This window comes from Pseudomonas sp. BNK-44-b (assembly GCF_047456245.1).
In the GTDB taxonomy this organism is placed as follows: Bacteria; Pseudomonadota; Gammaproteobacteria; order Pseudomonadales; family Pseudomonadaceae; genus Aquipseudomonas; species Aquipseudomonas machongensis.
The window spans coordinates 4166421-4190754 of the sequence record NZ_CP179908.1 but is presented as its reverse complement, the minus strand read 5'-3'; the positions used below and the strand labels follow the sequence as shown (position 1 = coordinate 4190754).

Below are 24334 nucleotides of genomic sequence, written 5' to 3'. Positions count from 1 at the left end.
AACCGAAACGGGTTGCAGGGGAGTGGACGTCTCCGAGGGCGTAAAGGTTCCCATCTGAGGCGGCATTTGGCCAGTGTTAATCACTGGCTAAGCAGGATAAAGGCGCGTGAAAAATGCGATTTGTCGCGCTGCAGGCGTTGAAAACACTAAGGTGGAGGGCTTTTGGGCGATGCCACGAATTTATAGTGACTGGGCAGGCCTCTTCGCAGGGCATCGCCAACTGGTAGGCGCGGGCGTGCCACGCGAAGAGGCCGGTTCTGCAATCACTCGTGCAGCCGGCTTTGGTCCAAGCCCGAGTTCAGGTATGATATCGCCCCATTTTTCGATCCCCAGTCAGGCGATTTCCCATGACCAACCAGGCCGCCGAAGTCGCGAAGCGCCGCACTTTCGCAATCATTTCCCACCCCGACGCCGGTAAGACCACCATCACCGAGAAGCTCCTGCTGATGGGCAAGGCAATCTCCGTCGCGGGGACCGTGAAGTCGCGCAAGTCCGACCGCCATGCCACCTCCGACTGGATGGAAATGGAGAAGCAGCGCGGCATCTCCATCACCACCTCGGTGATGCAGTTCCCCTACCGCGAGCACATGATCAACCTGCTCGACACCCCCGGCCACGAAGACTTCTCCGAAGATACCTACCGTACCCTGACCGCCGTGGACTCGGCGCTGATGGTGCTGGACGGCGGTAAGGGTGTAGAGCCGCGTACCATCGCCCTGATGGACGTGTGCCGCCTGCGCGACACGCCCATCGTCAGCTTTATCAACAAACTCGACCGTGACATCCGCGACCCGATCGAACTGCTCGACGAAATCGAAGCGGTACTGAAGATCAAGGCCGCGCCGATCACCTGGCCGATCGGTTGCTACCGCGACTTCAAGGGCGTGTACCACCTCACCGGTGACTACATCATCGTCTACACCCCGGGCCACGGCCACGAGCGCACTGAAGCCAAGATCATCCAGAAGCTGGATTCCGATGAGGCCCGCGCCCATCTGGGCGACCAGTACGATGGCTTCGTCGAGCAACTGGAGCTGGTGCAGGGCGCCTGCCACGAGTTCAACCAGGACGAGTTCATCAACGGCCAGCTCACGCCTGTGTTCTTCGGGACCGCTCTGGGCAACTTCGGTGTCGACCATGTGCTCGATGCCGTCGTCGACTGGGCACCGCGCCCGCTGGCACGCGTGGCGCACGAGCGCACGGTGGAACCGGTGGAGGAGAAGTTCACCGGTTTCGTGTTCAAGATCCAGGCGAACATGGACCCCAAGCACCGCGACCGTATCGCCTTCATGCGTATCTGCTCGGGCAAGTACGAGAAGGGCATGAAGATGCGCCATGTGCGCCTGGGCAAGGACCTGCGCATCGGCGATGCGCTGACCTTCTTCTCTTCCGAGCGTGAACAGCTCGAAGAGGCATATGCCGGCGACATCATCGGCCTGCACAACCACGGCACGATCCAGATCGGCGACACCTTCAGCGAAGGCGAAGCGCTGGGCTTCACCGGTATCCCGCACTTCGCCCCGGAACTGTTCCGTCGTGTGCGCCTGAAGGACCCGCTGAAATCCAAGCAGCTGCGCCAGGGTCTGCAGCAGTTGGCCGAGGAGGGGGCGACCCAGGTGTTCTTCCCCGAGCGCAGCAACGACATCATCCTTGGTGCGGTCGGTGTGCTGCAGTTCGATGTGGTCGCCAGCCGCCTGAAGGAAGAGTACAAGGTCGAGTGTGCCTACGAGCCGATCACCGTCTGGTCGGCACGCTGGATTGCCTGCGACGACAAGAAGAAACTCGAGGAATTCCAGAACAAGGCCATGGAGAACCTCGCCATCGATGGCGGTGGCCACCTGACCTATCTGGCACCGACCCGGGTCAACCTGTCGCTGATGGAAGAGCGCTGGCCTGACGTGCAGTTCCGCGCGACCCGCGAACACCACTGATCCCCTGCAGGATTGCGGCACAAGGCCGCTTCCGGGTAATGCGCCGATGGGCGCGTGATACCCGGAAGCGGCCTTTTGCCGTTATCGGGGGTGGTGTGCGCAATTTTTTTTCACGGGGGGGTGAGGTAACCCGGCGCGGCATCCGTGTAGTGAGTGAAAGTGCGATTCATTCGCAATAAATCCGGTCTCTCACAGGTCAGCGTCCATGAAGTTCACCCCGCGTTGCGTCCCTCTCTGGTTTGGTCTCTGCGCCCTGTCCGCAGTGGCGCTGACACCCCTGGCTCGCGCCGCCGAGCAGGTTCAGGTGTATACCTTCGCCCAGCCCGGCCAACCACTGGCCCAGGCCCTCAACGCCTTCAGCCGCACTACCGGGCAAAGCGTGGTGTACACCTTCGAGCTCCCCAGCCAGCAGGCGCCAGCGCTCAACGGCTCGTTCAGCGCCGAGCAGGCCTTGCAGCAACTGCTTGGCCAATCCGGGCTGGCCTGGCGCCGCGTCGATGCGCGCACCCTGACCCTGGAACCTCTCGACACGTCCGGCGCCTTGAACCTGCAGGCCACCACCGTGACCTCGCAGATGGACAGCTTCAGCTACCAGCCACCGGCCAGCCCCTCGATCATGCGCGGCCAGGGAACGAACCTGGAAACGCCCCACGCCATCAACGTGGTTCCGGCCCAGGTGTTGCGCGACCAGGCGCCGCGCAACCTCGATGATGCCCTGGCCAACGTCAGCGGTATCACCCAGGGCAACAACTTTGGCGGCACCTCCGACACGGTGATGAAGCGCGGCTTTGGCGACAACCGCGACGGTTCGATCATGCGCGACGGCATGCCGATCGTGCAGGGTCGCAGCCTCAACGCCACCACCGAACGCGTTGAAGTGCTCAAGGGGCCGGCGTCGCTGCTGTACGGTATCCAGGATCCGGGCGGGGTCATCAACGTGGTCAGCAAGCGCCCGCAGCTCGAGCAATACAACGCCCTGACCCTGCGCGGCTCGACCTACGGCAGCGGCAAGAATGGCAGCGGTGGCAGTTTCGACAGCACCGGTGCACTGGGCGACAGCAACCTGGCGTATCGCTTGATCGTCGATCATGAAGATGAAGACTACTGGCGCAACTACGGCGTGCACCGCGAGTCGCTGGTGGCGCCGTCGCTGGCCTGGTTTGGCGAGGACACCCAGGTGCTGCTGGCCTATGAGCACCGCGAGTTCCTGTATCCGTTCGACCGTGGCACGGCGATCAGCAACCGCACCAATCACCCGCTGGATATCCCGGCCACTCGCCGCCTGGACGAGCCGTTCAACGACATGGAAGGCCGCTCGGACCTGTATCGCCTTGAAGTCGATCACCAGTTGGCGGACGACTGGAAACTGCACTTCGGCTACAGCTTCAACCGTGAAACCTACGACGCCAGCCAGGTGCGGGTGACCGGCGTCAACGAGGCCCGTGGCACCCTGACCCGCAGCATCGACGGCACCCACGGCGCCATGAGCCGCGACCAGTTCGCCACCCTGAGCCTGAACGGCAATGTGCAACTGGGCGGGATGCAACATGACCTGCTGCTGGGCTTCGACCATGAAGACCGCAAGGTCTACCGCGCCGACCTGATCCGCCAGGCCAGCCGTTCGACCTTCAGCTACCTCAACCCGGTCTACGGCCAGGAGCCTGAAGGCAGCACCGTGCGTGCCAGCGACAGCGACCAGACCGACAAGCTGCGCACCGACTCGCTGTTTTTCCAGGACGCCGTGCACCTGGACGAGCACTGGATCGCCGTGGCCGGTGTGCGCCTGCAACAGTACGACCAGCTCGCCGGTCGCGGCCGACCCTTCACCACCAACACCGACACCAGCGACCGCGCCTGGACCCCGCATGCCGGGCTGGTCTACAAGGTCGACGAGCAACTGTCGTTCTATGGCAGCTACAGCGAGTCGTTCAAGCCCAACTCCAGCATCGCCCCGCTGAGCGGCGGGCTGGTGCTCGATTCCTCCATCGCCCCGGAGGAGGGCAAGGCCTGGGAACTGGGGGCCAAGCTCGACATTCCCGGGCAGATCACCGGCACCCTGGCGCTGTTCGACATCACCAAGCGCAATGTCCTGGTGGCCAACTTCGACACCCGCACCGGCGAAACCCTGTACAGCAATGCTGGCGAAGTCAGCTCGCGTGGCGTCGAACTGGACCTGAGCGGCCAGCTCAGCGAACGCTGGAGCCTGATCGGCAGCTATGCCTTCACCGACGCCGAAGTGACCAAGGACCCGGCCCTCAAGGGTAATCGCCTGCAGAACGTGGCGCGCCATACCGGCTCGCTGTCGGCGGTGTACGACTACGGCAGCCTGTTCGGTGGTGATCGTCTACGTTTGGGAGCCGGTGCGCGTTATGTCGGTGAGCGGGCAGGTAACCCGACCAACGATTTCGACCTGCCGGCCTACACCGTGGCCGACGCCTTCGCCAGCTACGAGACCAAGCTGGATGCGCACAAGGTGCGTTTGCAGTTGAACGTGAAGAACCTGTTCGACAAGGTGTACTACAGCTCGGCGGTGAACCGGTACTTCGTGGCTATTGGCGACGCACGGCAGGTGAGTGTATCGAGTACGTTGGAGTTCTGAGGCAAGTCAGCAGCACTCTACTTCAATGGCGAACTAGAGTGCTTTCAATATACTCAGTCATCAACGTGGTTCACGCGGGTAAGGGAAGTTGAAATACCCTTTTCTGAGGATGAACCCGTCTGCCGTTCCAGAGAAGCTGACGATGCACCTTCCGTCGATGTTGTTCAGATCGACAACACCTTTTATTGAACGGAGGGCGGTTCCTCCCAGGATGATTCCGGGGATGATGCCGACTTTCCCGCCTTGATGTTCATCCATGGTGACAAAAGGGTAACTCCCATCTTTGGAACCATTGGGAACATTCAGAACGACCCGGTCAAGCGAGAGGGCCATACGCGCTATGATCTGAGTGAAGCCTGCGAAGAACTCATAATCAATCTTGGCATTCGAGGTCTCGGAGGTATGTTCGCTCTCGAAGCCATACCACCTCAGATTAAAGTAAGGTTCCTGCGATGTATCCGGCGCAGATGAACCATAAGATTTGTCGGGTAGTTCTGTGATTTTTTCCATTGTTTTCTCCTGGGCGATAGTTTCAGTGAAGGGCGATAGGTGCCTGCTGAAACTAGACACATGATCAGGAGCCCACAACTAGCAGAATTATCAGGTACCCAGGCGAAGGTTTATCGGCTCGCAAGTTCTATTCTGCCCAACGCAGCACGATACTCCCCGGGCGTTGCGCCCATCGCCTGCCTGAAGCGATTGCTGAAATGGCTGGCACTGGCAAACCCGCACAGCAATGCCACCTGCCCCAGCGGCAGGTCGCCCTGGCGCAGCAACCGGCACGCCTGGTGCAGTCGGCGCGCCAGCAGGTACTGGTGTGGCGGCAGGCCGAAGCTTGCGCGGAACATTCGGGCGAAGTGGTATTCGGACAGATTGCAGCGCAGCGCCAGTTCGTTCAGTGAAAGCGGCTGGTCGAGATTGGCCTCGATGTAGTCCACCAGATGCCGACGCTGGTGCGGCGCCAGCCCGCCCTTGAGCCGTAGCCCCTGGCGCAGGCCGGCCTGGCCCAGCACGGCATGGTCGATGATGGCGTGGGCCAGGCTGCTGGCCAGCAGGCGCTCGGCAGGTTCGTTCCAGTCAAGCCCGATCAGTTGGTGAAAGCGCAGGGCCTGCTGTGGGTCGTCGAGGAAGGTGGCTTCGTGCAGCTGCATTTCCCGTGGCTCGCGGTCGAGCAGGCGAATGCAGCCGAGGGCGAACTGTTCTTCGCTGATGTACAGGTGCGCCAGGCGGATGTTGCCGTTGACCACCCAGTTGGACTCGTGGCCGGCGGGCATGATGCACAGTTTGTTCGGCGCGCCCTTGTCGCCCGGGCGCTGGCGGCGGAAGGTGCCGGTGCCGTCGGCGATGTAGCACGACAGGGTATGGTGGCTGGGGGCGAGGTAGTCACGCGCATCGTCACGGTTGCGCCACAGGGCTGCGGCCAGGCCCTCGCCCATTTGCGCGCTGGCTTCCAGGCGGGCGTTGGGCGAGCTGTGCATGGCGTTGAAGACTTGCAACTGATGAAGTGGCGGCATGGGCGATTCCTCTGGAGGGCTATCGTACTGCGGCGCGAGCGCAAGGGGAGTGGTTGCCGACGGAAAAGCGCAAGTTTGTGCAAGCGCGGGGCGGGGCGAGGGGAACAGACTTCGTGAGCGGCGGTGGGTTCTTCGCGGGCAAGCCCGCTGTCACCGCCGCTTCCGCAGACCGCCGCCAGACCCAAGGACCCCGCCCATGAACCTGTCGCTCTATTTGCTTACCGTCCTGATCTGGGGCACCACCTGGATCGCCCTGAAGCTGCAATTGGGTGTGGTCGAGATCCCGGTATCGATCGTCTACCGCTTTGCCCTGGCAGGTCTGATCCTGTTCGCGATCCTGCTGCTGACCCGTCGCCTGCAACCGATGAATCGGCGTGGGCACCTGATCTGCCTGGCCCAGGGGCTTTGCCTGTTCTGTGTCAACTTCATGTGCTTCCTCACCGCCAGCCAGTGGATCGCCAGCGGCCTGATCGCCGTGGTGTTCTCCACCGCGACCCTGTGGAACGCGCTCAACGCGCGGATCTTCTTCGGCCAGAAGATCGCCGCCAACGTGCTGGGCGGTGGCGCCATGGGCTTGCTGGGGTTGGGCCTGCTGTTCTGGCCCGAGCTGTCCGGACACGCCGCCAGCCGTGAAACCCTGGTCGGCCTGGGCCTCGCGTTGCTGGGTACCCTGTGCTTCTCGGCCGGCAACATGCTTTCCAGCCTGCAACAGAAGGCGGGCCTCAAGCCGATGACCACCAACGCCTGGGGGATGGTGTACGGTGCGACCCTGCTGGGGTTGTATTGCCTGGTCAATGGCGTGCCCTTCGCCATGGAGTGGAACACCCGCTATATCGGTTCGCTGCTGTACCTGGTGATTCCAGGTTCAGTGATTGGCTTTACCGCCTACCTTACCCTCGTCGGGCGCATGGGCCCGGAGCGGGCGGCGTATTGCACGGTGCTGTTCCCGCTGGTAGCGCTGAACGTGTCGGCATTCGCCGAAGGCTATCAGTGGACGGCACCGGCATTGCTGGGGCTGGTCGCCGTGATGGCCGGTAATGTGCTGGTGTTTCGCAAGCCCCGGGTTGCCAAGGCCACCCAGGCAGCGTTGGCCATGAAGTGAGGCCTGTGCCCGACACCGTTGCAGAAGACGCTGGCGCTGCGCTGTCTACACTTGGCCAAACCCCTTGATCCTGCAAGGTAGGCCATGCCGACAGCCCAGCCGTGGAACCGCCCCCTGACACCGCGCCAGGCGCATCTGCTCTGCCTGCTCGCACTTGCCCTGCATGTGCTGCCGCTGATTCTCGCCGACTCGATGTACCTCGACGATGTCTGGCGCGCGCAGACCGCCACGGGGAACTGGACCGCCGAAGGGCGCCTGCTCACCCAGTGGCTGCATGCAGGGCTGAGCTTCGCCGGCGGGGCGATCAACCTGTTCCCCTTGCCGCTGCTGTTGAGCCTGCCAGTGGCGGCCTATGCCCTGGCGCGCCTGGCCATTCACTACTTCGGCCAGCCGCGCCCGACCGACCTGCTCGTGGTGTTGCCGCTGTGGTACAGCCCGTTCTTCCTGCAGAACCTGTCATACCAGTACGACGGGCCCGCCATGGCACTGGGTCTGGCGGCGATGATCCTGGCGGTGAGCCTCGATCCACGCCGGTTGTTCGCCGGCACCGTCTTGATTGCCTGCGGCCTGGGTTTCTACCAGGTGACGCTGAATGTATTCATCGGCTTGTGTTGCATCGACGCGGTGCGCGGCCTGTTGCGCGGCGATCCGCTGGCCCGGCTGGGCAAGGTGGTGACCTTGCGTGTGGTGCAGATGCTGTTGGGCGCGCTGGTGTATCTGTTGGTGGCGATGCCGTGGATGTCCGAGCAGCGTTTGACCATGCTGGCAGTGGATGCTGCGCTGCCAGGCGAAGTGATAACGCGCCTGGGCACGGCGTTCGAGCATGTCGCCCTGCTGCTGACGCCCGGCAACCTGGTCCTGGCGGTGGGGCTGGCGCTGCTGGCCGCCGCTGGGCTGTGGCGCGATGGTCGAGGTATCCATCGGCAGCACGGCCTGCCAGGCCTGCTCGTGCGCGTCGCCGGCCTGCTGCTGGCGGTGCTGGTGCTGGTGGTGATGACCAGCGGCGTGATGCTGGCATTCGACTATTTCATTCATGGCGCACGCACCCTGATGGGCTTTGCCTGCGTGCTGGTGCTACTGCTCTACCTGGCCAGGCGCGGGCTGGGTGACCGCGCGCCTGATCGTGCGCTGATTCTCTGCCTGCCGCTGTTGTCGATGCTGGCGCTGGCCTACGCCCATGGCCGTCTGCTGGAGGCGCAGAAGGCGCAGTTCGCGGCGATCGGTCAGTACATCGGTCAGGACATCCTCAGCCACCCCGCCCTGGACAAGGCCCGCGCCTTCTACCTGCTCGAACGCAACCAGGCCGATGGTTGGTTGCCTGCGGCCTCTGGCGCGCAGGCCCGGGCACCGTTGCTCAAATTCATCCGCAGTTCGGACTTCGTACTCTTGCCGGAGATGATGGCGCGCGTCGGTATCGGCCAGTTCTATATCAACAGCACCGCCAACCAGAGCCCGGCACCGACCTGGCGCGCCGATGACCTGCTGGCCCGCGGCGGCACACCGGTAGTGGACAACCGCCTGTACAGCATCTACCTCATCGGCGACCAGGGTTATGTGGTGACCAAGCCGCAGCCCAAACCCTGGACGTTGCCTTGAACGCCGGTGCGGGCGGGCTGTTGGACCAGATGCGGCGCTATGTGCTGGTCGGGTTGGGCAACACCCTGGTGCACGGGTCGGTGTTCTTCCTGCTGCACCTGCTGCTGGGGTTGCGCCAGGCGCCAAGCAACCTGCTGGCGTTTGCCGTTGCGGCGAGCCTGTCGTACTACGTCAACGCCCGCTACACCTTCGCGGCCAGGCCCAGCAAGCGGCGCTACTTGCTGTTCCTGCTGGGCATGGGGATAGTGAGTGTGGCGGTGGGTGCGCTTTCCGACTGGGCGCGCCTGTCACCCTGGCTGACCCTCGTGATCTTTTCCATGGTCAGCCTTGTAGCGGGTTACAGCTACTCGCGCAGTGTGGTCTTCAGACGGAGGACGCCATGAACATCACCCTCATCGTGCCGGTGTACAACGAGCAGGACACCCTCGAACACTTCTACCGCACCGTGCGTGCCGAGCCGTCGCTGCAGGGCATGACGGTGGAGATCCTGTTCGTCAATGACGGCAGCAGCGACGAGACCGAGGCGATCTGCGCCGAGCTTGCGCTACGCGATGAATGGGTCACGGTGATCAACTTCTCGCGCAACTTCGGCAAGGAGTCGGCGCTGTTCGCCGGGCTCGAATATGCCGATGGCGATGCCATGGTGCCGATCGATGTCGACTTGCAGGACCCCATCGAACTGATCGCGCAGATGGTCGAGCGTTGGCAGCAGGGCGCCGACGTGGTCCTGGCCAAGCGTCGCAGCCGCGATGCCGACACCCCGCTCAAGCGCTGGAGTGCGCGCCTTTATTACCGGCTGCACAACCGTATCGCCTCCACTCATATCGAAGAGAACGTCGGTGATTTTCGGCTGCTCGACCGCAAGGTGGTCGCCGCGATCCGCCAGTTGCCGGAGCAGCAGTTGTTCATGAAGGGCGTGTTGTCGTGGGTAGGATTTCGCACCGAGATCATCGAGTACGACCGCCCGCCGCGGGTGGCGGGGGAGAGCAAGTTCGGCCTGTGGCGGCTTTGGAACCTGGCGCTGGACGGCATCACCTCGTTCAGTACCGTGCCGTTGCGGTTGTGGACCTACATCGGCGCGGGGGTGTCGCTGTTCGCGCTGGTATTCGCGGTGTACCTGATCGTGCAGAAGGTGCTCTGGGGGATCGACCTGCCGGGGTATCCGTCGTTGCTGTCGGCGATCCTGTTCCTGGGCGGGGTGCAGCTGATCGGGATCGGGATACTGGGCGAGTATGTCGGGCGGATCTACCAGGAGACCAAGCACCGGCCGCGGTATGTGGTGCGCAAGGTGCTGGGTAGGCGGCGCCAGCCGCGGTGAGCCTGTTGGATGGGTGCTGGCCTCTTCGCGGGCTTGCCCGCGAAGAGGCCGGTACAGTCAGCGGCCAGGCTCAGCCCTTCCACACCTGCGGATTCACCAGGTCCCGTGGTCGCTCGCCCAGCAACGCTGCGCGCAGGTTCTCCATTGCCCGGTTGGCCATGGCATCGCGGGTCTCGGCAGTCGCCGAGCCGATGTGCGGCAGGGTGAGCGCGTTGGGCAGCTTGAACAGCGGAGAATCGGCCAGCGGCTCCTTCTCGTACACATCCAGCCCTGCGCCACGGATGGTGCCAGCTTGCAGCGCCTCGACCAGCGCCGCCTCGTCCACCACCGGCCCGCGGGCGATGTTGATCAGGAAGGCGCTCGGCTTCATCAGCTTCAGCTCACGGGCGCCGATCAGCTTGCGGGTGGCATCGGACAACGGCACCACGATGCAGACGAAATCGGACTCGGCCAGCAACTGCTCCAGGCTGCGGAACTGCGCGCCCAGTTCCTGCTCCAGCGCGCTCTTGCGGCTGTTGCCGGCATACAGGATCGACATGTTGAAGCCCAGGCGACCACGGCGTGCCACGGCGGCGCCGATGTTGCCCATGCCGACGATACCGAGGGTCTTGCCGTGCACGTCGCTACCGAAATGTGCCGGGCCTACGGTTGCCTGCCAATTGCCGGCCTTGGTCCAGGCGTCCAGCTCGGCGGTACGGCGGGCACAGCCCATGATCAGCGAGAAGCCCAGGTCGGCGGTGCTTTCGGTGAGCACGTCGGGAGTGTTGGTCAGGGCGATGCCGCGTTCGTTGAAGTAGTCCAGGTCGTAGTTGTCGTAGCCGACCGACACGCTCGACACCACCTCCAGCTTGCCGGCACCTTCGAGCTGCGCGCGGCCGAGCTTGCGGCCGACGCCGATCAGACCGTGGGCCTCGGGCAGCGCTTCGTTGAACTGGGCATTGATGTCGCCCAGCTTGGGATTGGGCAGGATCACGTTGAAGTCGTGCTGCAGGCGCTCGGCCATGGCCGGGGTGATACGGCTGAAGGCCAGGACGGTCTTTTTCATCGGGCTACTTCTCTGCAAGGCGGTGGGACGATGGCGGCCTTGCGAAAAGGCCGCCGCGAATCAACGATTGGTTAGCAACCTACCATTGTCCCCACCTCCAATGCAGCAGCTTTTTCAGGTGGCGATCAGCAATTCATGGGTCTTCAGGTCCGCTTCATGCGCCGCCAGGATTTCCGGCAGCGAGTTGCGCAGATACTCGACCCAGGTCTTGATCTTGGCATCCAGGTACTGGCGCGACGGGTAGATCGCGTACAGGTTCAGCTCCTGCAGGCGATAGTCGGGCATCACCCGCACCAGGCTGCCGTCGCGCAGGCCGTCGATGGCAGAGTAGATCGGCAGCACGCCCACCCCCATGCCACTGCGGATCGCGGTCTTCATCGCGTCGGCGGAGTTCACCTGGAACGGCGAGCTGGTGATGTTGACCATCTCCTGGCCTTCCGGGCCGTCGAACAACCATTTTTCCAGCGGAATCACCGGGCTGACCATGCGCAGGCACTGGTGCTTGAGCAGGTCGGCAGGCTTGTGTGCGATGCCGTGGCGAGCAATGTAGTCGGGCGAGGCGCAGACGATGCTGTAGGTGATACCCAGGCGCTGGGAGACGAACCCCGAATCCGGTAGCTCGCTGGCCAGCACGATGGACACGTCGTAGCCCTCGTCGAGCAGGTCGGGCACGCGGTTGGCCATGGTCAGGTCGAATGTGACGTCTGGGTGCGTTTCGCGGTAGCGGGCGATGGCATCGACCACGAAATGCTGGCCGACGCCGGTCATCGAATGCACTTTGAGCTGCCCGGCCGGGCGCGCGTGGGCATCGCTGGCCTCGGCTTCGGCCTCCTCGACGAAGGTCAGGATCTGTTCGCAGCGCATCAGGTAGCGCTTGCCCGCTTCGGTCAGGGCGATGCGCCGTGTGGTGCGATTGAGCAAGCGGGTTTGCAGATGGGCTTCCAGGTTGGAGACCGCTCGCGACACGTTGGCGGTGGTCGTATCCAGCTGCGCAGCGGCAGCGGTGAAGCTGCCGAGCTGGGCTACACAACTGAAAGCACGCATGTTTTGCAGGGTGTCCATGGGTCACTCTCGATCTAGAGGACAAAATTGTGACATGAAGTGACGAAAAAGAACGTCCGACCAAAGCCGGATTATCGCTGTTTTGGTAACAAAGATTCGCAGGAATATGCGCTTATCGCCAATGAAACCCGCCCCTAGAATTGCCCGGCCCCTTCACCTCTTCCTCGGGAAATCGCAGCTGTGCCGCGTCGCAACATCGGAGCGCTTCGAGCGCTCAGTGCCTGTGCCCTTAGCCTGTCCTTGAGCGGCTGTATCGGAACCTGGGGCATCGCCCCGCAAAGCAAGACGCTGCAAGTCAACCAACTCGCCACCGACACTGCCATCCGCGAAGCCGACCGCGACGCCCATTGGCCCGCGCAGCAATGGTGGCGCGCCTATGGTGATCCCCAGCTCGATCGCTGGATGGACCTCGCGGTTGCCGGTAGCCCGAGCCTGGCCATGGCCGCGGCGCGGGTGCGCCAGGCCAGGGCCCTGGCTGGTGTGGTCGAGTCGGCGGAACGCCTCCAGGCCAATGGCGAGGCGACCCTCAAGCGCCACAACTGGCCGGAGGACCAGTTCTACGGCCCCGGCGCCCTGTCCGGCGCCAATACCTGGGACAACAACGCCGCCATTGGCCTGAGCTACGCCCTCGACCTGTGGGGCCGTGAACGCAACGCCACTGAGCAGGCGCTGGACCAGGCGCACATGCGCGCCGCCGAAGCCCGCCAGGCCCAGCTCGAATTGCACGACAACGTGGTGCGCACCTACATCCAGCTGAGCCTGCATTTCGCCCAGCGCGACATCGTCCAGGCCGAGCTGGAGCAGCAGGAACAGATCCTCGCGTTGGCCAGGCGGCGCCTCGAAGCCGGGATCGGCACCCATCTGGACGTCAGTCAGGCCGAAGCGCCGTTGCCGGACACCCATCGGCAGCTCGACAGCCTCGATGAAGAAATCGCCCTGACGCGCAATCAATTGGCGGCACTGGCCGGCAAGGGGCCGGGCGAGGGGGCCAGCCTGCAGCGCCCGACACTGACGCTCGCGGCGCCGCTGTCCTTGCCCTCGGCATTGCCCGCCGAGCTGGTCGGCCAGCGCCCCGACGTGGTCGCCAGCCGCTGGCAGGTGGCAGCCCAGGCCCGCGGCATCGAGGTCGCCCACGCAGGCTTCTTCCCCAATGTCGACCTGGTCGGCGGCCTTGGTTTCATGGCCACCGGTGGCGGGCCGCTGGAGTTTCTCACCGGCCGCAAGTTCAACTACAACGTCGGGCCTGCCATCAGCTTGCCGATCTTCGATGGCGGGCGTCTGCGCGCGCAGTTGGGTGAAGCTTCGGCCGGCTACGACATGGCTGTTGCCCATTACAACGAAACAGTGGTCGGGGCGTTGAAGGGGATTTCCGACCAGTTGATCCGTCGCGAGTCGATGGCGCAGCAGGCACACTTCGCGGCCGAATCGGTCGCCGCCGCGCAGAAGACTTACGACATCGCCACGGTTGCCTTCCAGCGCGGGCTGACCGACTACCTGAACGTGCTCAATGCGCAGACCCTGCTGTTTCGCCAGCAGCAGATCCAGCAGCAGGTCCAGGCTGCGCGCTTGAGTGTGCATGCCGAGCTGGTCACGGCGTTGGGCGGAGGTCTGGGTGCGGGCAGCGACGTGCCGGATGAAGGGCATCAGGCGGTGCCGAAAGCGCCGGCCCTGATTGCCTCGGGACGCGGGCAATGATGCGTTGGCTGTCCAACCTGGAATGGCGCCGGGGCTTCTTTGCCTGGGCGCGCACCGACGGGGTGACCTGGGTCTACATCTTCAAGGTGCTCGCTGCGGCGTTCCTCACCCTCTGGCTGGCCATGCGTCTGGAGCTGCCGCAGCCGCGCACGGCGATGATCACCGTGTTCATCGTCATGCAGCCGCAGAGCGGGCATGTGTTCGCCAAGAGTTTCTACCGGATGCTCGGCACCCTGGCCGGCTCGGCGATGATGGTCGCGCTGATTGCGATCTTCCCGCAGAACACCGAGCTGTTCCTGCCCAGCCTGGCGCTGTGGGTCGGCCTGTGCTCGGCAGGGGCCATGCGCTATCGCACCTTCCGCGCCTATGGCTTCGTGCTGGCCGGTTACACCGCGGCGATGATCGGCCTGCCGGTGCTCCAGCACCCTGACCAGGCGTTCATGGCCGCGGTATGGCGGGTGCTGGAGATCTCTCTGGGGATTCTCGTCTCGACCCTGGTCAGTGCCGCGATCCTGCCGCAATCGGCCAGCGCCGCCATGCGCAATGCCTTGTACCAGCGCTTCGGCGTGTTTGCCGGGGTGGTGGTCGAGGCCCTGCGCGGCAACAGCCAGCGTGCGCTGTTCGAGTCGTGCAACGTGCGTTTCATCGCCGAGGCGGTGGGGCTGGAAAGCCTGCGCAACGTCACCGCCTTCGAAGACCCGCACATGCGCAGGCGCTCCGGTCGCCTGGTGCGCATGAACAGCGAATTCATGGCCATCACCACCCGTTTCAACGCCTTGCACCGTTTGCTCGAACGCCTGCGTGCACGCGGCCCGGCGCAGATCGTCGGCGCCATCGAGCCGGGCCTGCATACCCTGGCGCAATTGCTCGAGCCCTACGTCGGGCGAGCCCTGACCGATGCCGATGCGCTACGCCTGACCCTGGAACTGGCAGCCTACAAGGATGGCCTCCAGGCGCAGGTGCGCGGGCTGCGTGCGGCGTACCTGGAGACCGGCCCCAGCGACGCCGACCTACTGGACTTCCACACCACCTACGAGCTGCTCTACCGCCTGGTCGACGACCTCTACAGCTACGCCCAGACCCATGCCTCACTGGCCGCGCACAACCACGAACGCGAGCAGTGGGACGAGCCCTATGTGGCACAGACCAGCTGGCTGGTGTCGCTGGCCGCCGGCGTGCGTGGCGCCGCGGTGCTGTTGCTGCTGGGCAGCTACTGGCTGCTCAGCGACTGGCCCAGCGGCGCCATGATGACGCTGATCGCCACGGTCACCGCCGGCCTTTCGGCAGCCTCGCCCAACCCCAGGCGCATGTCGTTCCAGATGGCGTGCGGCACCCTGCTCGGCGCGTTCATCGGTTTCTTCGAGACCTTCTTCGTATTCCCCTGGATCGATGGTTTCGCCCTGCTGTGCATGGTGCTGGCGCCGGTGTTCGTGCTCGGTGCGTTCCTCTCGTCGCGTCCGGCCTATGCCGGTTATGGCGTGGGCTTGCTGGTGTTCTTCGCCATCGGTTCGGTGCCCAACAACCTCACGGTCTACGACCCGTATGCCTTCATCAACGATTACATCGGCATGATCATCGGCATGCTGGTCTGCGCTGCGGCCGGGGCGATCATCCTGCCGCCGAACAGCCGTTGGCTATGGAGCCGCCTGGAGCAGGACCTGCGCGAACAGGTGCTGTTCGCCATCGGTGGGCGCCTGCGTGGCCTGGGCTCGGCGTTCGAGAGTCGCACTCGTGACCTGCTGCACCAGGCCTATGGCCTGGCGGCCGGCAAGCCGCAGGTGCAGGCCGAGCTGATGGGCTGGATGTTCGTGGTATCGGAAGTCGGTCACGCCGTGATCGAACTGCGCAAGGAGCAGGCCAATGCCCCGGTGCACCCGGCCTATGCCGAATCGCAGCCCTGGCGCCAAGCGATCAGGGTGATGGGGCGCGCCCTGGCGCGGCTGTTCCTGCAGCCCAACGCCAGCAACCACGAGCGCGCGCTGGTGGCGGTCGACCACGCCATCAGCCGCGTGCAGGCCACCGACGAACCCTTCGCCCGGCACTTCGACACGTCGGTGCTGCGCCGCGCGCAGAGCTACCTGCACTTCATCCGCACCTCGCTGCTCGACCCCCAGTCACCCCTGGCCCCGGCCAAAGGATTGCACCATGCCCCGTGAGATCGCCTTCCATGGCGTGTACATGCCCACCATGACCCTGATGTTCCTGTTCGCTGCAGGCCTGGCCTGGGGCCTGGACCGCTTCATCGCCAGCCACGACGGCTATCGCTTCTTCTGGCACCCGGCGCTGCTGCGCCTGTCCCTGTTCGTCTGCCTGTTCGGCGCACTGGCGCTGTCTGTCTACTGGTGAGAAACCTTCGATGAAAAAGTTCTTCAGCCTCCTCGCCACCCTGCTGGTGCTGACCGCTGCCGTGGTGATCGGCCGCCAATTGTGGCTGCACTACATGACCACGCCCTGGACCCGCGACGGTCGCGTGCGCGCCGACATCATCAACGTCGCGGCCGATGTGCCGGGCTATGTGGTGGACGTGCCGGTGCGTGACAACCAGCAGGTGAAGAAGGGCGATGTGCTGATCCGCATCGACCCCGAGCACTATCGCCTGGCCGTGGAGCAGGCCCGGGCGCTGGTCGCTTCGCGCAAGTCCACCTGGGAGATGCGCAAGGTCAACGCACGGCGCCGTGCCGACCTGGACAACCTGGTCATCTCCAAGGAGAACCGCGACGACGCCAGCAATATCGCCAACGCCGCCCTGGCCGATTATCAGCAGGCCCAGGCACAACTGGGAGCGGCCGAGCTGAACCTCAAGCGCACCGAGATCGTTGCCACGGTCGACGGCTACGTCACCAACCTGAACATCCACAAGGGCGATTACGCCCGCACCGGCGAGGCGGTGATGGCGGTGGTGGACGAGCATTCGTTCTGGGTGTACGGCTTCTTCGAGGAGACCAAGCTGCCGCATGTGAAGGTGGGGGACCAGGCCGAGCTGCAGATGATGAGCGGCGAGTTGCTCAAGGGGCATGTCGAGAGCATTGCCCGCGGCATCTATGACCGCGACAACCCGCAGAGCCGCGAGCTGGTCGCCGATGTGAACCCGACCTTCAACTGGGTGCGCCTGGCGCAGCGGGTGCCGGTGCGGATTCATATCGATGAAGTGCCCGAAGGCTACCTGCTGGCCGCTGGCACGACCTGCACGGTGGTGGTCAGGCCAGGCGGGGCGTGAGGGTCACTCGCCTGCCGGGCAGACCAGCACTGGCACCTGTACCCGGTCGATCACCTTGCTGCTGATCGACGGGTCCAGCAGCCTGCCGAGGCGCGACAGGTGCCGGTGGCCCATGATGATCAGCTCGCAGCCCAGTTCCCGGGTCTTGTCGACGATGGCCTCGACCGGTTGCGCAGCGACCATGCAACCCTGGCATTGGAAACCCGCTTCGCGCAGCGTGGCCACGGCTTGTTGCAGGGCGCGTTCGGCCAGTTGCTGCTCCTCGCAGGCGGCGGGGTATTCCTCCAGTTCCTGCTCGGTATAGGACGCCGGGCGCTCGTGCACGGCGAAGGTCGGGTCGATGGCCAGCAGTACCTGCAATGGATGTTCGCCGGGGCGGCAGTAGCGGCGGGCGAGGTCGATCAGGGGGGCGCTGGCGGGGGAGGCGTCGATGGCGATGAGGATGGGCATTGGCGGGGCCTTGTGTCAGGGCGGGTGAGCGGTGTCGATCTTTTCGCGGGCAAGCCCGCTCCCACTGGTTGCCATGTGAGAGCAACTGTCAGGTTCAAATTTGACAGCCAGCTAAATCCTTGTGGGAGCGGGCTTGCCCGCGAAAAGAACCCCACCATTCTCGAACCTTCCCCCAACCTGGATAAATGGCCCCCCACGCACGGCGTTATTGCACCAGACGCAATCGTGCGACCTGCTACCATCGCGTTTCCCACACTCGCCACGGAAACCGGCCATGCAACTCCCGGACATGAACCTGCTTGTCGCCCTCGATGCCCTGCTCGACGAGGGCAGTGTGGTGGGCGCTGCGCAGCGCATGAACCTGAGCCCAGCGGCGATGAGCCGCACACTGGGGCGCATCCGCGACGCGCTGGGCGACCCGATTCTGGTGCGCGCCGGGCGCGGCCTGGTGCCGACACCCCGCGCGCTGGCCCTGCGTGACCAGGTGCGGGCGCTGGTCGAGCAGGCCGGGCTGGTGTTCAACAGCGGCGAGGACGTCGACCTGCCGAACCTGGAGCGCGCTTTCAACATCCGCACCAACGACCTGTTCGTCGCCCTGTATGGCGCGCGCCTGCTGCACATGATGCTGGCCGAGGCACCGCGCACGGTGCTGCGTTTCGTGCCGGAAGCCCATGGCGATGACGACCTCGTGCTGCGCCACGGGCAGATCGACCTGGTGGTGAGTTCGAGCATCGAACTGGGGCCGGAGATCAAGGTGCAGCATCTGTTCGATACACACTTCGTGGGCCTGGCGCGGGACGACCATCCGATCTTCGACGCGCCGATCACCCCCGAGCGCTTCGCTCGCTATCCACAGATCAGCGTGTCGCGGCGCGGGCGGGCCAACGGGCCGATCGACGTGGAGCTGAGCAACTACAAATTGCAGCGGCGGGTGTCGCTGATCACCCCGAGCTTCCACTCGGCGATGTTCTCCCTGCCGGATTCCGACCTCATCCTGCCGATGCCGGCGAATATCCTCGGCAATGTGCTGAAGTTCGGGCTGCCGCTGCGCTCCTTCGAGATTCCGGTGGAGTTGGAGAAGGTGCGGGTGATGCAGGCCTGGCATCCACGGTTCGACAATGACCCGGCGCATCGGTGGCTGCGGCGCACGCTGAAGGCGTGTTGCGGGACCGAGCCTTGAGGCCACCACCGAAAGCGGATTGCGTCTGGCGCAATATAAAACTGCCAACAAGTCAGTTTTCGTAAGCATTGCCCACCCCTAGACTTCCCACAGCTGAAAAATGTTGCTGGAGATGTCTAGAAATGAGTTCCCTGAGCGCACCCGCCGCTGCACTCGCTGCCGCCCCGGTGGCTGCTGCGCCCGCGCAAACGCCATTCGGCCTGCGCGTGGTGGTGGGGTTGTTCGGTGTGTTGCTGGCGGTGCTTTGCGCCGGGCTCAACGAGGCGGTGACGAAGATTTCCCTGGCCGATATCCGCGGCGCCATGGGCATCGGTGCCGACGAGGGGGCCTGGCTGGTGGCGGTGTATGCCGCTGCATCGGTTTCGGCCATGGCCTTCGCACCTTGGCTGGCCACCACCTTCTCGCTGCGCCGCTTCACCATGACCGCCATTGGCCTGTTCGCCGTGCTGGGCCTGGTCCAGCCCTTGGCCCCCAACCTGCATAGCCTGATGCTGCTGCGGGTGCTCCAGGGCTTTGCCTCGGGGGCATTGCCGCCGATGCTGATGAGCGTGGCGCTGCGCTTCCTGCCGCCGAACATCAAGGTCTATGGCCTGGCCTGCTACGCCCTGACTGCCACGTTCGGGCCCAACCTCGGCACGCCACTGGCGGGCCTGTGGACCGAATATGTCGGCTGGCAGTGGGCGTTCTGGCAGATCATCCTGCCCTCGGCACTGGCGATCTTCTGCGTCGGTTGGGGCCTGCCGCAGGACCCGCTGCGCCTGGAACGCTTCCGGCAGTTCGACTGGCGCGGCGTGCTGCTGGGTTTGCCGGCCATCAGCAGCATCGTGCTGGGCCTGTCGCTGGGCGATCGTTGGGGCTGGTTCGATTCGCCGCTGATCTGCTGGTTGCTGGGCGGTGGCCTGCTGCTGCTGGTGCTGTTCATGTACAACGAATGGTCCGAGCCCTTGCCGTTCTTCCAGTTGCGCATGTTGTCGCGGCGCAACCTGAGCTTCGCCCTGGTGACCCTGGCCGGCGTGCTGGTCGTGCTTTCCGGCGTAGGTAGCATTCCTTCGGCGTACCTGGCGCAGATCCAGGGGTATCGCCCGGCGCAGACCAGCCCGCTGATGATGCTGGTGGCCATGCCGCAACTGATCGCGCTGCCGCTCACCGCAGCGCTGTGCAATATCCGCGCGGTGGACTGCCGCTGGGTACTGGCGAGCGGGCTGGCGATGCTGGCGGCCTCGTGCGTGGGCAGCAGCCTGCTCACCAGCGAATGGATCCGCGGTGATTTCTACCCGTACTACCTGCTGCAGGTGTTCGGCCAGCCGATGGCGGTGCTGCCACTGCTGATGCTTTCGACCAACGGCATGACCCCGCAGGAAGGCCCGTTCGCGTCCGCCTGGTTCAACACCGTGAAGGGCCTGGCGGCAGTGATCGCCACCGGCCTGCTCGATGCCCTGGGCACCCTGCGCAGGCATTTTCATTCCAACCATCTGGTCGACAGCCTGGGCAATGCGCCACTGCTGGACGATGGCGCGGCGAACCTGGCCAGGCGCCTTCACGAACAGGCCCTGGTACTGACCTCGGCCGACCTTTACCTGGTGATGGCCTGCATCGCCGTGGCCCTGATCTGCCTGATTCCCTTTGTGCCTACCCGGGTCTATCCGCCCCGTGCGGTGGCCTGACCCTGTAGTTCGAGACAAATGACATGACCCAAGCACGCAAGACAGTTTTCATCGGCTCGGTACTCGCCGTGGCCGTCCTCGCCGCCATCGTCGGCCCCTGGATGTTCGGCAGCGACCACCGCCAGAGCACCAACGACGCCTACGTCACCGCCGACTACACCGTGGTCGCGCCGAAGGTAGCAGGCTTCATCAAGCAGGTGCTGGTCGAGGACAACCAGCAGGTCAAGGCCGGCCAGTTGCTGGCGACCATCGACGCCCGCGACTACCAGGCCGCACTGGATGCCGCCCAGGCCCAACTGCTGGTGGCCAAGGCGCAGGCCATCGATGCCCGCGCCACCCTCGAGCGCCAGGCGGCGCTGATCGCCCAGGCCGAGGCCGCGGTCAAGGCGGCGCAGGCCGAGGCCGGTTTCGCCGACCATGAAGTGACGCGCTACAGCCGCCTGGCAGAGCAGGGCGCCGGCACCGTGCAGAACGCCCAGCAGGCGCGCAGCCGCGTCGACCAGGCCCGCGCGCGGCTGGCCAACACCCAGGCGGCGCTGGTGGCCACGCGCAAGCAGGTGGACATCCTCCAAGCCCAGGTCGCCAGTGCCGATGGCCAACTCAAGCGCGCCGAAGCCGGCGTGGAAAAAGCCGAGCTGGACCTCTCCTACACCCGCATCACCGCGCCGGTGGACGGCATGGTCGGCGAACGCGCGCTGCGTGTTGGCGCCTACGTCAATCCAGGCGCGCGGCTGCTGTCGGTGGTGCCACTGCAACAGGCCTATGTGGTCGGCAACTTCCAGGAAACCCAACTGACCCATGTGCAGCCCGGCCAGCCGGTGCGCATCAGTGTCGATACCTTCTCCGGCGAGACCCTGCACGGGCATGTCGAGAGCATCGCGCCGGCCACCGGCGTCACCTTCGCCGCGGTGAAGCCGGACAACGCGACCGGCAACTTCACCAAGGTGGTGCAGCGGATTCCGGTGAGGATCGTCTTCGATGATGGGCAGCCTTTGCTCGAGCGTCTTCGCGTAGGCATGTCGGTGGAGGCGACCATCGATACCCAGGGCGACACCCTGGCTGGCAAAGAGGTGACTGCGCGATGAAAGCCCATCCAGCGATTGCGGCAGCCGCTTCCACAGTGCTGCTCGCCGCGCTGTTGGCCGGCTGCACCCTCGGCCCGGATTTCCAGCGCCCCGACAGCCAGGCGCCGCAGCAGTGGAACGCCCTGGAGGGCGAGCAGGCGGCGAGCCAGCCTGTGGCAGAGCCCCTGCAACTGCGCTGGTGGGACAGCTTTCATGACCCGCGCCTGAGTGCGCTGATCGAGCAGGTCGCAGCGCGCAACCTCGATCTGCAGATCGCCAGCGCACGCCTGCTGCAGAGCCGGGCGCTGCGCAGTACCGTCGCAGCCGACGAGCTGCCGTCGGTGGATGTCAACGCTGGCTACAGCCGTGCGCGCAACAGCGCCGAAGGGCTGAGCGACCCATCTGGCAAGGCGGGCAAGTCGGCCTTCAACCTGTGGCAGGGCGATCTTGTAGCGGGTTGGGAGCTGGACTTCTGGGGGCGGGTGCGGCGCCAGGTCGAGGCGGCCGATGCCAGTGTCGAGGTGGCCGAGAATGACCGCAATGGCGTGCTGCTGGCGCTGCTCGCCGAGACTGCGGGTGACTACATTCAGTTGCGCGCGGTGCAGCATACCCTGCAGGTCACCGAGGATAACCTGAAGGTTGCCCGGCACAGCCTGAAGCTGTCCGAGGACCGCCAGGCCGAGGGTGTCGCCACTCGCCTCGACGTGGCCCAGGCCAATGCTCAGGTGGCGTCCATCGAAGCGCGCCTGCCAACCTTGCAGGCGCGTCGCGATGACCTGATCAATGCCCTGAGCCTGCTGGCGGCCGAGCCGCCACGCAGCCTGCAGACCACGTTGCTGGACGTTGGCGCGTTGCCGGCGCCGGAGCAGAAGTTCGCCATCGGCGTGCCTTCGCAACTGGCCGAGCGCCGCCCGGATATCCGCCAGGCAGAAGCCCGCCTGCATGCCGCCACCGCGAGCATCGGCGTGGCCAAGGCGGATTTCTATCCCAGCATCCGCTTGTCCGGGAGTGCCGGCTTCCAATCGATGCAGCTGGCTGATTTCGGCAACTGGGATTCGCGGCGCTTCGCCTTCGGGCCGCAGTTGTCGTTGCCGATCTTCGAAGGCGGCCGCCTGAAAGGCACGCTCCAGTTGCGTGAGGCGCAGCAGCAGGAGGCGGCGCTGAACTACCGCAAGGTGGTGCTGGGTGCCTGGCACGAGATCGACGATGTGCTGCGCTTGTACAACGCCAGCCAACTGCGCCGTGACCATTTGGCCGAGGCGGTGCGGCAGAACCGCATTGCCCTGGAAACGGCGCAGCGGCAGTACGTGGAAGGGGCGGTGGACTTTCTCAACGTGCTGACCGTGCAGTCGGCACTGTTGGCCAGCGAAGAGCAGTGGATCGACAGCTCGGCGGCCGTATCGCAGGCGCTGGTGGGGCTGTACAAGGCGCTTGGGGGCGGCTGGCAGGCGTTCGACAAGGTTTGAGACGGGGGGGATTCTTCGCGGGCTTGCCCGCGAAGAATCCACTACTGCTTCAAAGCGGGCGCAACAACCCGAAGCGCTTGCGCAACACCTTGTCCAGCAACCGCTGCGGCAGCAGCCGTGCCATCAACGGCAAGGCGGTGCTGCCATTGCCCAGCCTCACCAGCGCCGGTGTCGGCGTCTTGCGTGTGGCTGCCAGCAATCCCTGGGCAAAGGTCGCCGCTGGGGTCGGCCTGTCCTGCGAGGCGCGAGCCCTGGCCTGCACCTGTTCGCGCAACGGCCACCACGGCGAATCCGCTACCAGTACCTGCTCGGCTTCGTGCTGTGCATTGCTGGCGAACTGCGAAGCGATCGCCCCGGGCTGCACTTCCATCACCCGGATCCCGAACGGTGCCAGCTCCAGGCGCAGGGCGTCGCTGAGCGCATGCACGGCGGCCTTCGAGGCACAGTAGGCCCCGGCGAAGGGCGTGACCAGGACCCCGGACACGCTGCCGATGTTCACCACCAGGCCTTTGGAGCGGCGCAGCAGCGGGAACAGGGCGCGGGTCACGCCGACCAGCGAGAACACATTGGTTTCGAACTGGCGCTGCAGGGCTTCGACGCCGCCGTCGAGCAGCGGGCCCATGGCGCCGTAGCCGGCGTTGTTGATCAGGATGTCGAGTTCTGGCAACTGCTCGGCCAGCAGTGTCAGGGCCTGCGGGTCGTTGACGTCCAGTTGCCGGGCGACGAAGCCTGCGCTGGCGAGGCGCTCGACATCTTCAGGCTTGCGGGCGGTGGCCCAGACCTGGTGGCCGGCATCGCGGAAGGTATCGGCCAGGGCGCGGCCGATGCCGCTGGAACAACCGGTGACAAGAACGGTGGGCATGGTCAGGGTCTGCTGTCAGGTGAGATGTGCAGCGTCTGCACCGGCCTCTTGGCGGGCAAGCCCGCGAAAAGCTCGACGCGGTCGCCCGGTCAATTGGCAAATGTACCTTGCAGGTGCTCGGCACGAAACTCCAGGGTCTGCGCACGATAGCCAGAGCGCAGCGGTGGCAATGGCAGGCAGTCTGTCCATTCGGCACCCGGCTGCAGCTCACCGGGCCCACGATAGCGCGGCGCGGCATAGGTGTTTTCGGCAAGGTTGACCGTATCGCCCGGGGTGTAGGCGGCAACCCGCCAGCGCAGCTCGGTGAGCGGCACCTTGTTGCCGTTCTTCATTCGTACTTGCAGGGCGCGGTCGGCGGGGCATTGATCGGGCGCATAACTCAGGCGCAGATCGAGACGGGCCAGTTGCGAGGCTTCGCGGCTGTCCTGCCAGACCACGAACAACGCAACCAGACCCAGGCCGCACACGGCGGCCATGGAAATCGGCAGGGCCTTGGCCGGGTAGCGCAGCAGCAGGACCAGCCAGGTGAGGATGAGAAAGGCGCCGATGATCATGAGGGTGCAGGCCTT

The 24334-nt window shown here is 64.9% G+C and carries 21 protein-coding genes; 14 read left to right on the top strand and 7 right to left on the bottom strand.

Annotated elements, in window-relative coordinates:
* Positions 1-347 precede the first annotated feature (347 nt).
* Together ACMGGG_RS19240 and ACMGGG_RS19235 are read left to right on the top strand one after the other, a co-directional pair.
* Complete coding sequence (locus ACMGGG_RS19240) at positions 348-1931, top strand: peptide chain release factor 3 (RefSeq protein ID WP_054892572.1); 1584 nt, start codon at positions 348-350, stop codon at positions 1929-1931.
* 205 nt (positions 1932-2136) lie between these two features.
* On the top strand, positions 2137-4530 hold the full coding sequence (locus ACMGGG_RS19235; protein ID WP_414154226.1) for a TonB-dependent siderophore receptor: 2394 nt from the start codon (positions 2137-2139) through the stop codon (positions 4528-4530).
* Positions 4531-4590: 60 nt separating this feature from the next.
* Here the strand turns inward: ACMGGG_RS19235 and ACMGGG_RS19230 are convergent, their stop codons facing one another.
* Both ACMGGG_RS19230 and ACMGGG_RS19225 read right to left on the bottom strand, forming a co-directional pair.
* The gene (locus ACMGGG_RS19230; RefSeq protein ID WP_197892290.1) at positions 4591-5040 is read right to left on the bottom strand and encodes a hypothetical protein; all 450 of its coding nucleotides are present in this window, start codon (positions 5038-5040) and stop codon (positions 4591-4593) included.
* A 110-nt stretch (positions 5041-5150) separates the two neighbouring features.
* Positions 5151-6044 (bottom strand): helix-turn-helix domain-containing protein, encoded by an 894-nt coding sequence (locus ACMGGG_RS19225; RefSeq protein WP_414154225.1) that lies wholly within the window; start codon positions 6042-6044, stop codon positions 5151-5153.
* A gap of 196 nt (positions 6045-6240) precedes the next feature.
* Here ACMGGG_RS19225 and ACMGGG_RS19220 point away from each other — a divergent pair, with 196 nt between their 5' ends.
* The 4 genes from ACMGGG_RS19220 to ACMGGG_RS19205 all read left to right on the top strand — a co-directional run bounded on the left by ACMGGG_RS19220 (position 6241) and on the right by ACMGGG_RS19205 (position 10060).
* The gene (locus tag ACMGGG_RS19220; RefSeq protein ID WP_125931463.1) at positions 6241-7146 is read left to right on the top strand and encodes a DMT family transporter; all 906 of its coding nucleotides are present in this window, start codon (positions 6241-6243) and stop codon (positions 7144-7146) included.
* A gap of 84 nt (positions 7147-7230) precedes the next feature.
* A complete protein-coding gene (locus ACMGGG_RS19215) occupies positions 7231-8742 on the top strand; it encodes a glucosyltransferase domain-containing protein (protein WP_414154224.1) in 1512 nt (503 codons plus the stop codon).
* Entirely contained in the window at positions 8739-9125 is a 387-nt protein-coding gene (locus ACMGGG_RS19210; RefSeq protein ID WP_367613733.1) for a GtrA family protein, read from the top strand. The genes ACMGGG_RS19215 and ACMGGG_RS19210 overlap by 4 nt, the downstream gene beginning before the upstream one ends.
* Positions 9122-10060: a glycosyltransferase family 2 protein gene (locus ACMGGG_RS19205; RefSeq protein WP_063546050.1), complete on the top strand. Its 939-nt coding sequence runs from the start codon at positions 9122-9124 to the stop codon at positions 10058-10060. The genes ACMGGG_RS19210 and ACMGGG_RS19205 overlap by 4 nt, the downstream gene beginning before the upstream one ends.
* A 70-nt stretch (positions 10061-10130) precedes the next feature.
* Here the strand turns inward: ACMGGG_RS19205 and ACMGGG_RS19200 are convergent, their stop codons facing one another.
* Together ACMGGG_RS19200 and ACMGGG_RS19195 are read right to left on the bottom strand one after the other, a co-directional pair.
* Positions 10131-11105 (bottom strand): 2-hydroxyacid dehydrogenase, encoded by a 975-nt coding sequence (locus ACMGGG_RS19200; RefSeq protein WP_054894896.1) that lies wholly within the window; start codon positions 11103-11105, stop codon positions 10131-10133.
* 114 nt (positions 11106-11219) lie between these two features.
* Positions 11220-12167 carry a LysR family transcriptional regulator gene (locus tag ACMGGG_RS19195; protein ID WP_054894897.1) on the bottom strand — a complete coding sequence of 316 codons (948 nt, stop codon included), beginning with the start codon at positions 12165-12167 and terminating at the stop codon, positions 11220-11222.
* Positions 12168-12347: 180 nt separating this feature from the next.
* Here ACMGGG_RS19195 and ACMGGG_RS19190 point away from each other — a divergent pair, with 180 nt between their 5' ends.
* Genes ACMGGG_RS19190 through ACMGGG_RS19175 form a run of 4 tightly spaced genes read left to right on the top strand, consistent with a single transcriptional unit; the run spans position 12348 to position 17079 of the window.
* Positions 12348-13862 carry an efflux transporter outer membrane subunit gene (locus tag ACMGGG_RS19190; protein ID WP_414154223.1) on the top strand — a complete coding sequence of 505 codons (1515 nt, stop codon included), beginning with the start codon at positions 12348-12350 and terminating at the stop codon, positions 13860-13862.
* A complete protein-coding gene (locus ACMGGG_RS19185; protein ID WP_063546868.1) occupies positions 13862-16018 on the top strand; it encodes an FUSC family protein in 2157 nt (718 codons plus the stop codon). Before ACMGGG_RS19190 ends, ACMGGG_RS19185 begins: the two co-directional genes overlap by 1 nt.
* A complete protein-coding gene (locus ACMGGG_RS19180) occupies positions 16008-16208 on the top strand; it encodes a DUF1656 domain-containing protein (RefSeq protein ID WP_054894899.1) in 201 nt (66 codons plus the stop codon). Before ACMGGG_RS19185 ends, ACMGGG_RS19180 begins: the two co-directional genes overlap by 11 nt.
* Positions 16209-16218: 10 nt before the next feature.
* Positions 16219-17079, top strand: a complete 861-nt coding sequence (locus tag ACMGGG_RS19175; protein WP_414154222.1) for an efflux RND transporter periplasmic adaptor subunit — start codon at positions 16219-16221, stop codon at positions 17077-17079.
* Between the two features lie 3 nt (positions 17080-17082).
* On the opposite strand, the gene ACMGGG_RS19170 is transcribed toward ACMGGG_RS19175, so the two are convergent.
* Positions 17083-17529 (bottom strand): universal stress protein, encoded by a 447-nt coding sequence (locus ACMGGG_RS19170; RefSeq protein ID WP_054894901.1) that lies wholly within the window; start codon positions 17527-17529, stop codon positions 17083-17085.
* 274 nt (positions 17530-17803) lie between these two features.
* On the opposite strand from ACMGGG_RS19170, the gene ACMGGG_RS19165 reads away from it, so the two are divergent.
* From ACMGGG_RS19165 to ACMGGG_RS19150, 4 genes are all read left to right on the top strand, one after another.
* Positions 17804-18709 (top strand): LysR family transcriptional regulator, encoded by a 906-nt coding sequence (locus ACMGGG_RS19165; RefSeq protein ID WP_065864143.1) that lies wholly within the window; start codon positions 17804-17806, stop codon positions 18707-18709.
* A gap of 122 nt (positions 18710-18831) precedes the next feature.
* Positions 18832-20373 (top strand): MFS transporter, encoded by a 1542-nt coding sequence (locus tag ACMGGG_RS19160; RefSeq protein ID WP_054894903.1) that lies wholly within the window; start codon positions 18832-18834, stop codon positions 20371-20373.
* Between the two features lie 23 nt (positions 20374-20396).
* A complete protein-coding gene (locus tag ACMGGG_RS19155; protein ID WP_063546044.1) occupies positions 20397-21458 on the top strand; it encodes an HlyD family secretion protein in 1062 nt (353 codons plus the stop codon).
* Positions 21455-22903, top strand: coding sequence for an efflux transporter outer membrane subunit (locus tag ACMGGG_RS19150; RefSeq protein ID WP_414154221.1), 1449 nt, complete (start codon positions 21455-21457; stop codon positions 22901-22903). Before ACMGGG_RS19155 ends, ACMGGG_RS19150 begins: the two co-directional genes overlap by 4 nt.
* Before the next feature lie 49 nt (positions 22904-22952).
* Here ACMGGG_RS19150 and ACMGGG_RS19145 read toward each other — a convergent pair whose 3' ends face one another.
* Both ACMGGG_RS19145 and ACMGGG_RS19140 read right to left on the bottom strand, forming a co-directional pair.
* Positions 22953-23765 (bottom strand): SDR family oxidoreductase, encoded by an 813-nt coding sequence (locus ACMGGG_RS19145; protein ID WP_414154220.1) that lies wholly within the window; start codon positions 23763-23765, stop codon positions 22953-22955.
* An 89-nt stretch (positions 23766-23854) separates the two neighbouring features.
* Positions 23855-24319 carry a hypothetical protein gene (locus tag ACMGGG_RS19140; RefSeq protein ID WP_063546041.1) on the bottom strand — a complete coding sequence of 155 codons (465 nt, stop codon included), beginning with the start codon at positions 24317-24319 and terminating at the stop codon, positions 23855-23857.
* Positions 24320-24334: the final 15 nt, after the last annotated feature.

Coding starts and splice junctions, on each gene's coding strand:
- ACMGGG_RS19240 (WP_054892572.1), top strand. CDS start 348: ATGACCAACCAGGCCGCCGAAGTCGCGAAGCGCCGCACTTTCGCAATC.
- ACMGGG_RS19235 (WP_414154226.1), top strand. CDS start 2,137: ATGAAGTTCACCCCGCGTTGCGTCCCTCTCTGGTTTGGTCTCTGCGCC.
- ACMGGG_RS19230 (WP_197892290.1), bottom strand. CDS start 5,040: ATGGAAAAAATCACAGAACTACCCGACAAATCTTATGGTTCATCTGCG.
- ACMGGG_RS19225 (WP_414154225.1), bottom strand. CDS start 6,044: ATGCCGCCACTTCATCAGTTGCAAGTCTTCAACGCCATGCACAGCTCG.
- ACMGGG_RS19220 (WP_125931463.1), top strand. CDS start 6,241: ATGAACCTGTCGCTCTATTTGCTTACCGTCCTGATCTGGGGCACCACC.
- ACMGGG_RS19215 (WP_414154224.1), top strand. CDS start 7,231: ATGCCGACAGCCCAGCCGTGGAACCGCCCCCTGACACCGCGCCAGGCG.
- ACMGGG_RS19205 (WP_063546050.1), top strand. CDS start 9,122: ATGAACATCACCCTCATCGTGCCGGTGTACAACGAGCAGGACACCCTC.
- ACMGGG_RS19200 (WP_054894896.1), bottom strand. CDS start 11,105: ATGAAAAAGACCGTCCTGGCCTTCAGCCGTATCACCCCGGCCATGGCC.
- ACMGGG_RS19195 (WP_054894897.1), bottom strand. CDS start 12,167: ATGGACACCCTGCAAAACATGCGTGCTTTCAGTTGTGTAGCCCAGCTC.
- ACMGGG_RS19185 (WP_063546868.1), top strand. CDS start 13,862: ATGCGTTGGCTGTCCAACCTGGAATGGCGCCGGGGCTTCTTTGCCTGG.
- ACMGGG_RS19180 (WP_054894899.1), top strand. CDS start 16,008: ATGCCCCGTGAGATCGCCTTCCATGGCGTGTACATGCCCACCATGACC.
- ACMGGG_RS19175 (WP_414154222.1), top strand. CDS start 16,219: ATGAAAAAGTTCTTCAGCCTCCTCGCCACCCTGCTGGTGCTGACCGCT.
- ACMGGG_RS19170 (WP_054894901.1), bottom strand. CDS start 17,529: ATGCCCATCCTCATCGCCATCGACGCCTCCCCCGCCAGCGCCCCCCTG.
- ACMGGG_RS19165 (WP_065864143.1), top strand. CDS start 17,804: ATGCAACTCCCGGACATGAACCTGCTTGTCGCCCTCGATGCCCTGCTC.
- ACMGGG_RS19160 (WP_054894903.1), top strand. CDS start 18,832: ATGAGTTCCCTGAGCGCACCCGCCGCTGCACTCGCTGCCGCCCCGGTG.
- ACMGGG_RS19155 (WP_063546044.1), top strand. CDS start 20,397: ATGACCCAAGCACGCAAGACAGTTTTCATCGGCTCGGTACTCGCCGTG.
- ACMGGG_RS19150 (WP_414154221.1), top strand. CDS start 21,455: ATGAAAGCCCATCCAGCGATTGCGGCAGCCGCTTCCACAGTGCTGCTC.
- ACMGGG_RS19145 (WP_414154220.1), bottom strand. CDS start 23,765: ATGCCCACCGTTCTTGTCACCGGTTGTTCCAGCGGCATCGGCCGCGCC.
- ACMGGG_RS19140 (WP_063546041.1), bottom strand. CDS start 24,319: ATGATCATCGGCGCCTTTCTCATCCTCACCTGGCTGGTCCTGCTGCTG.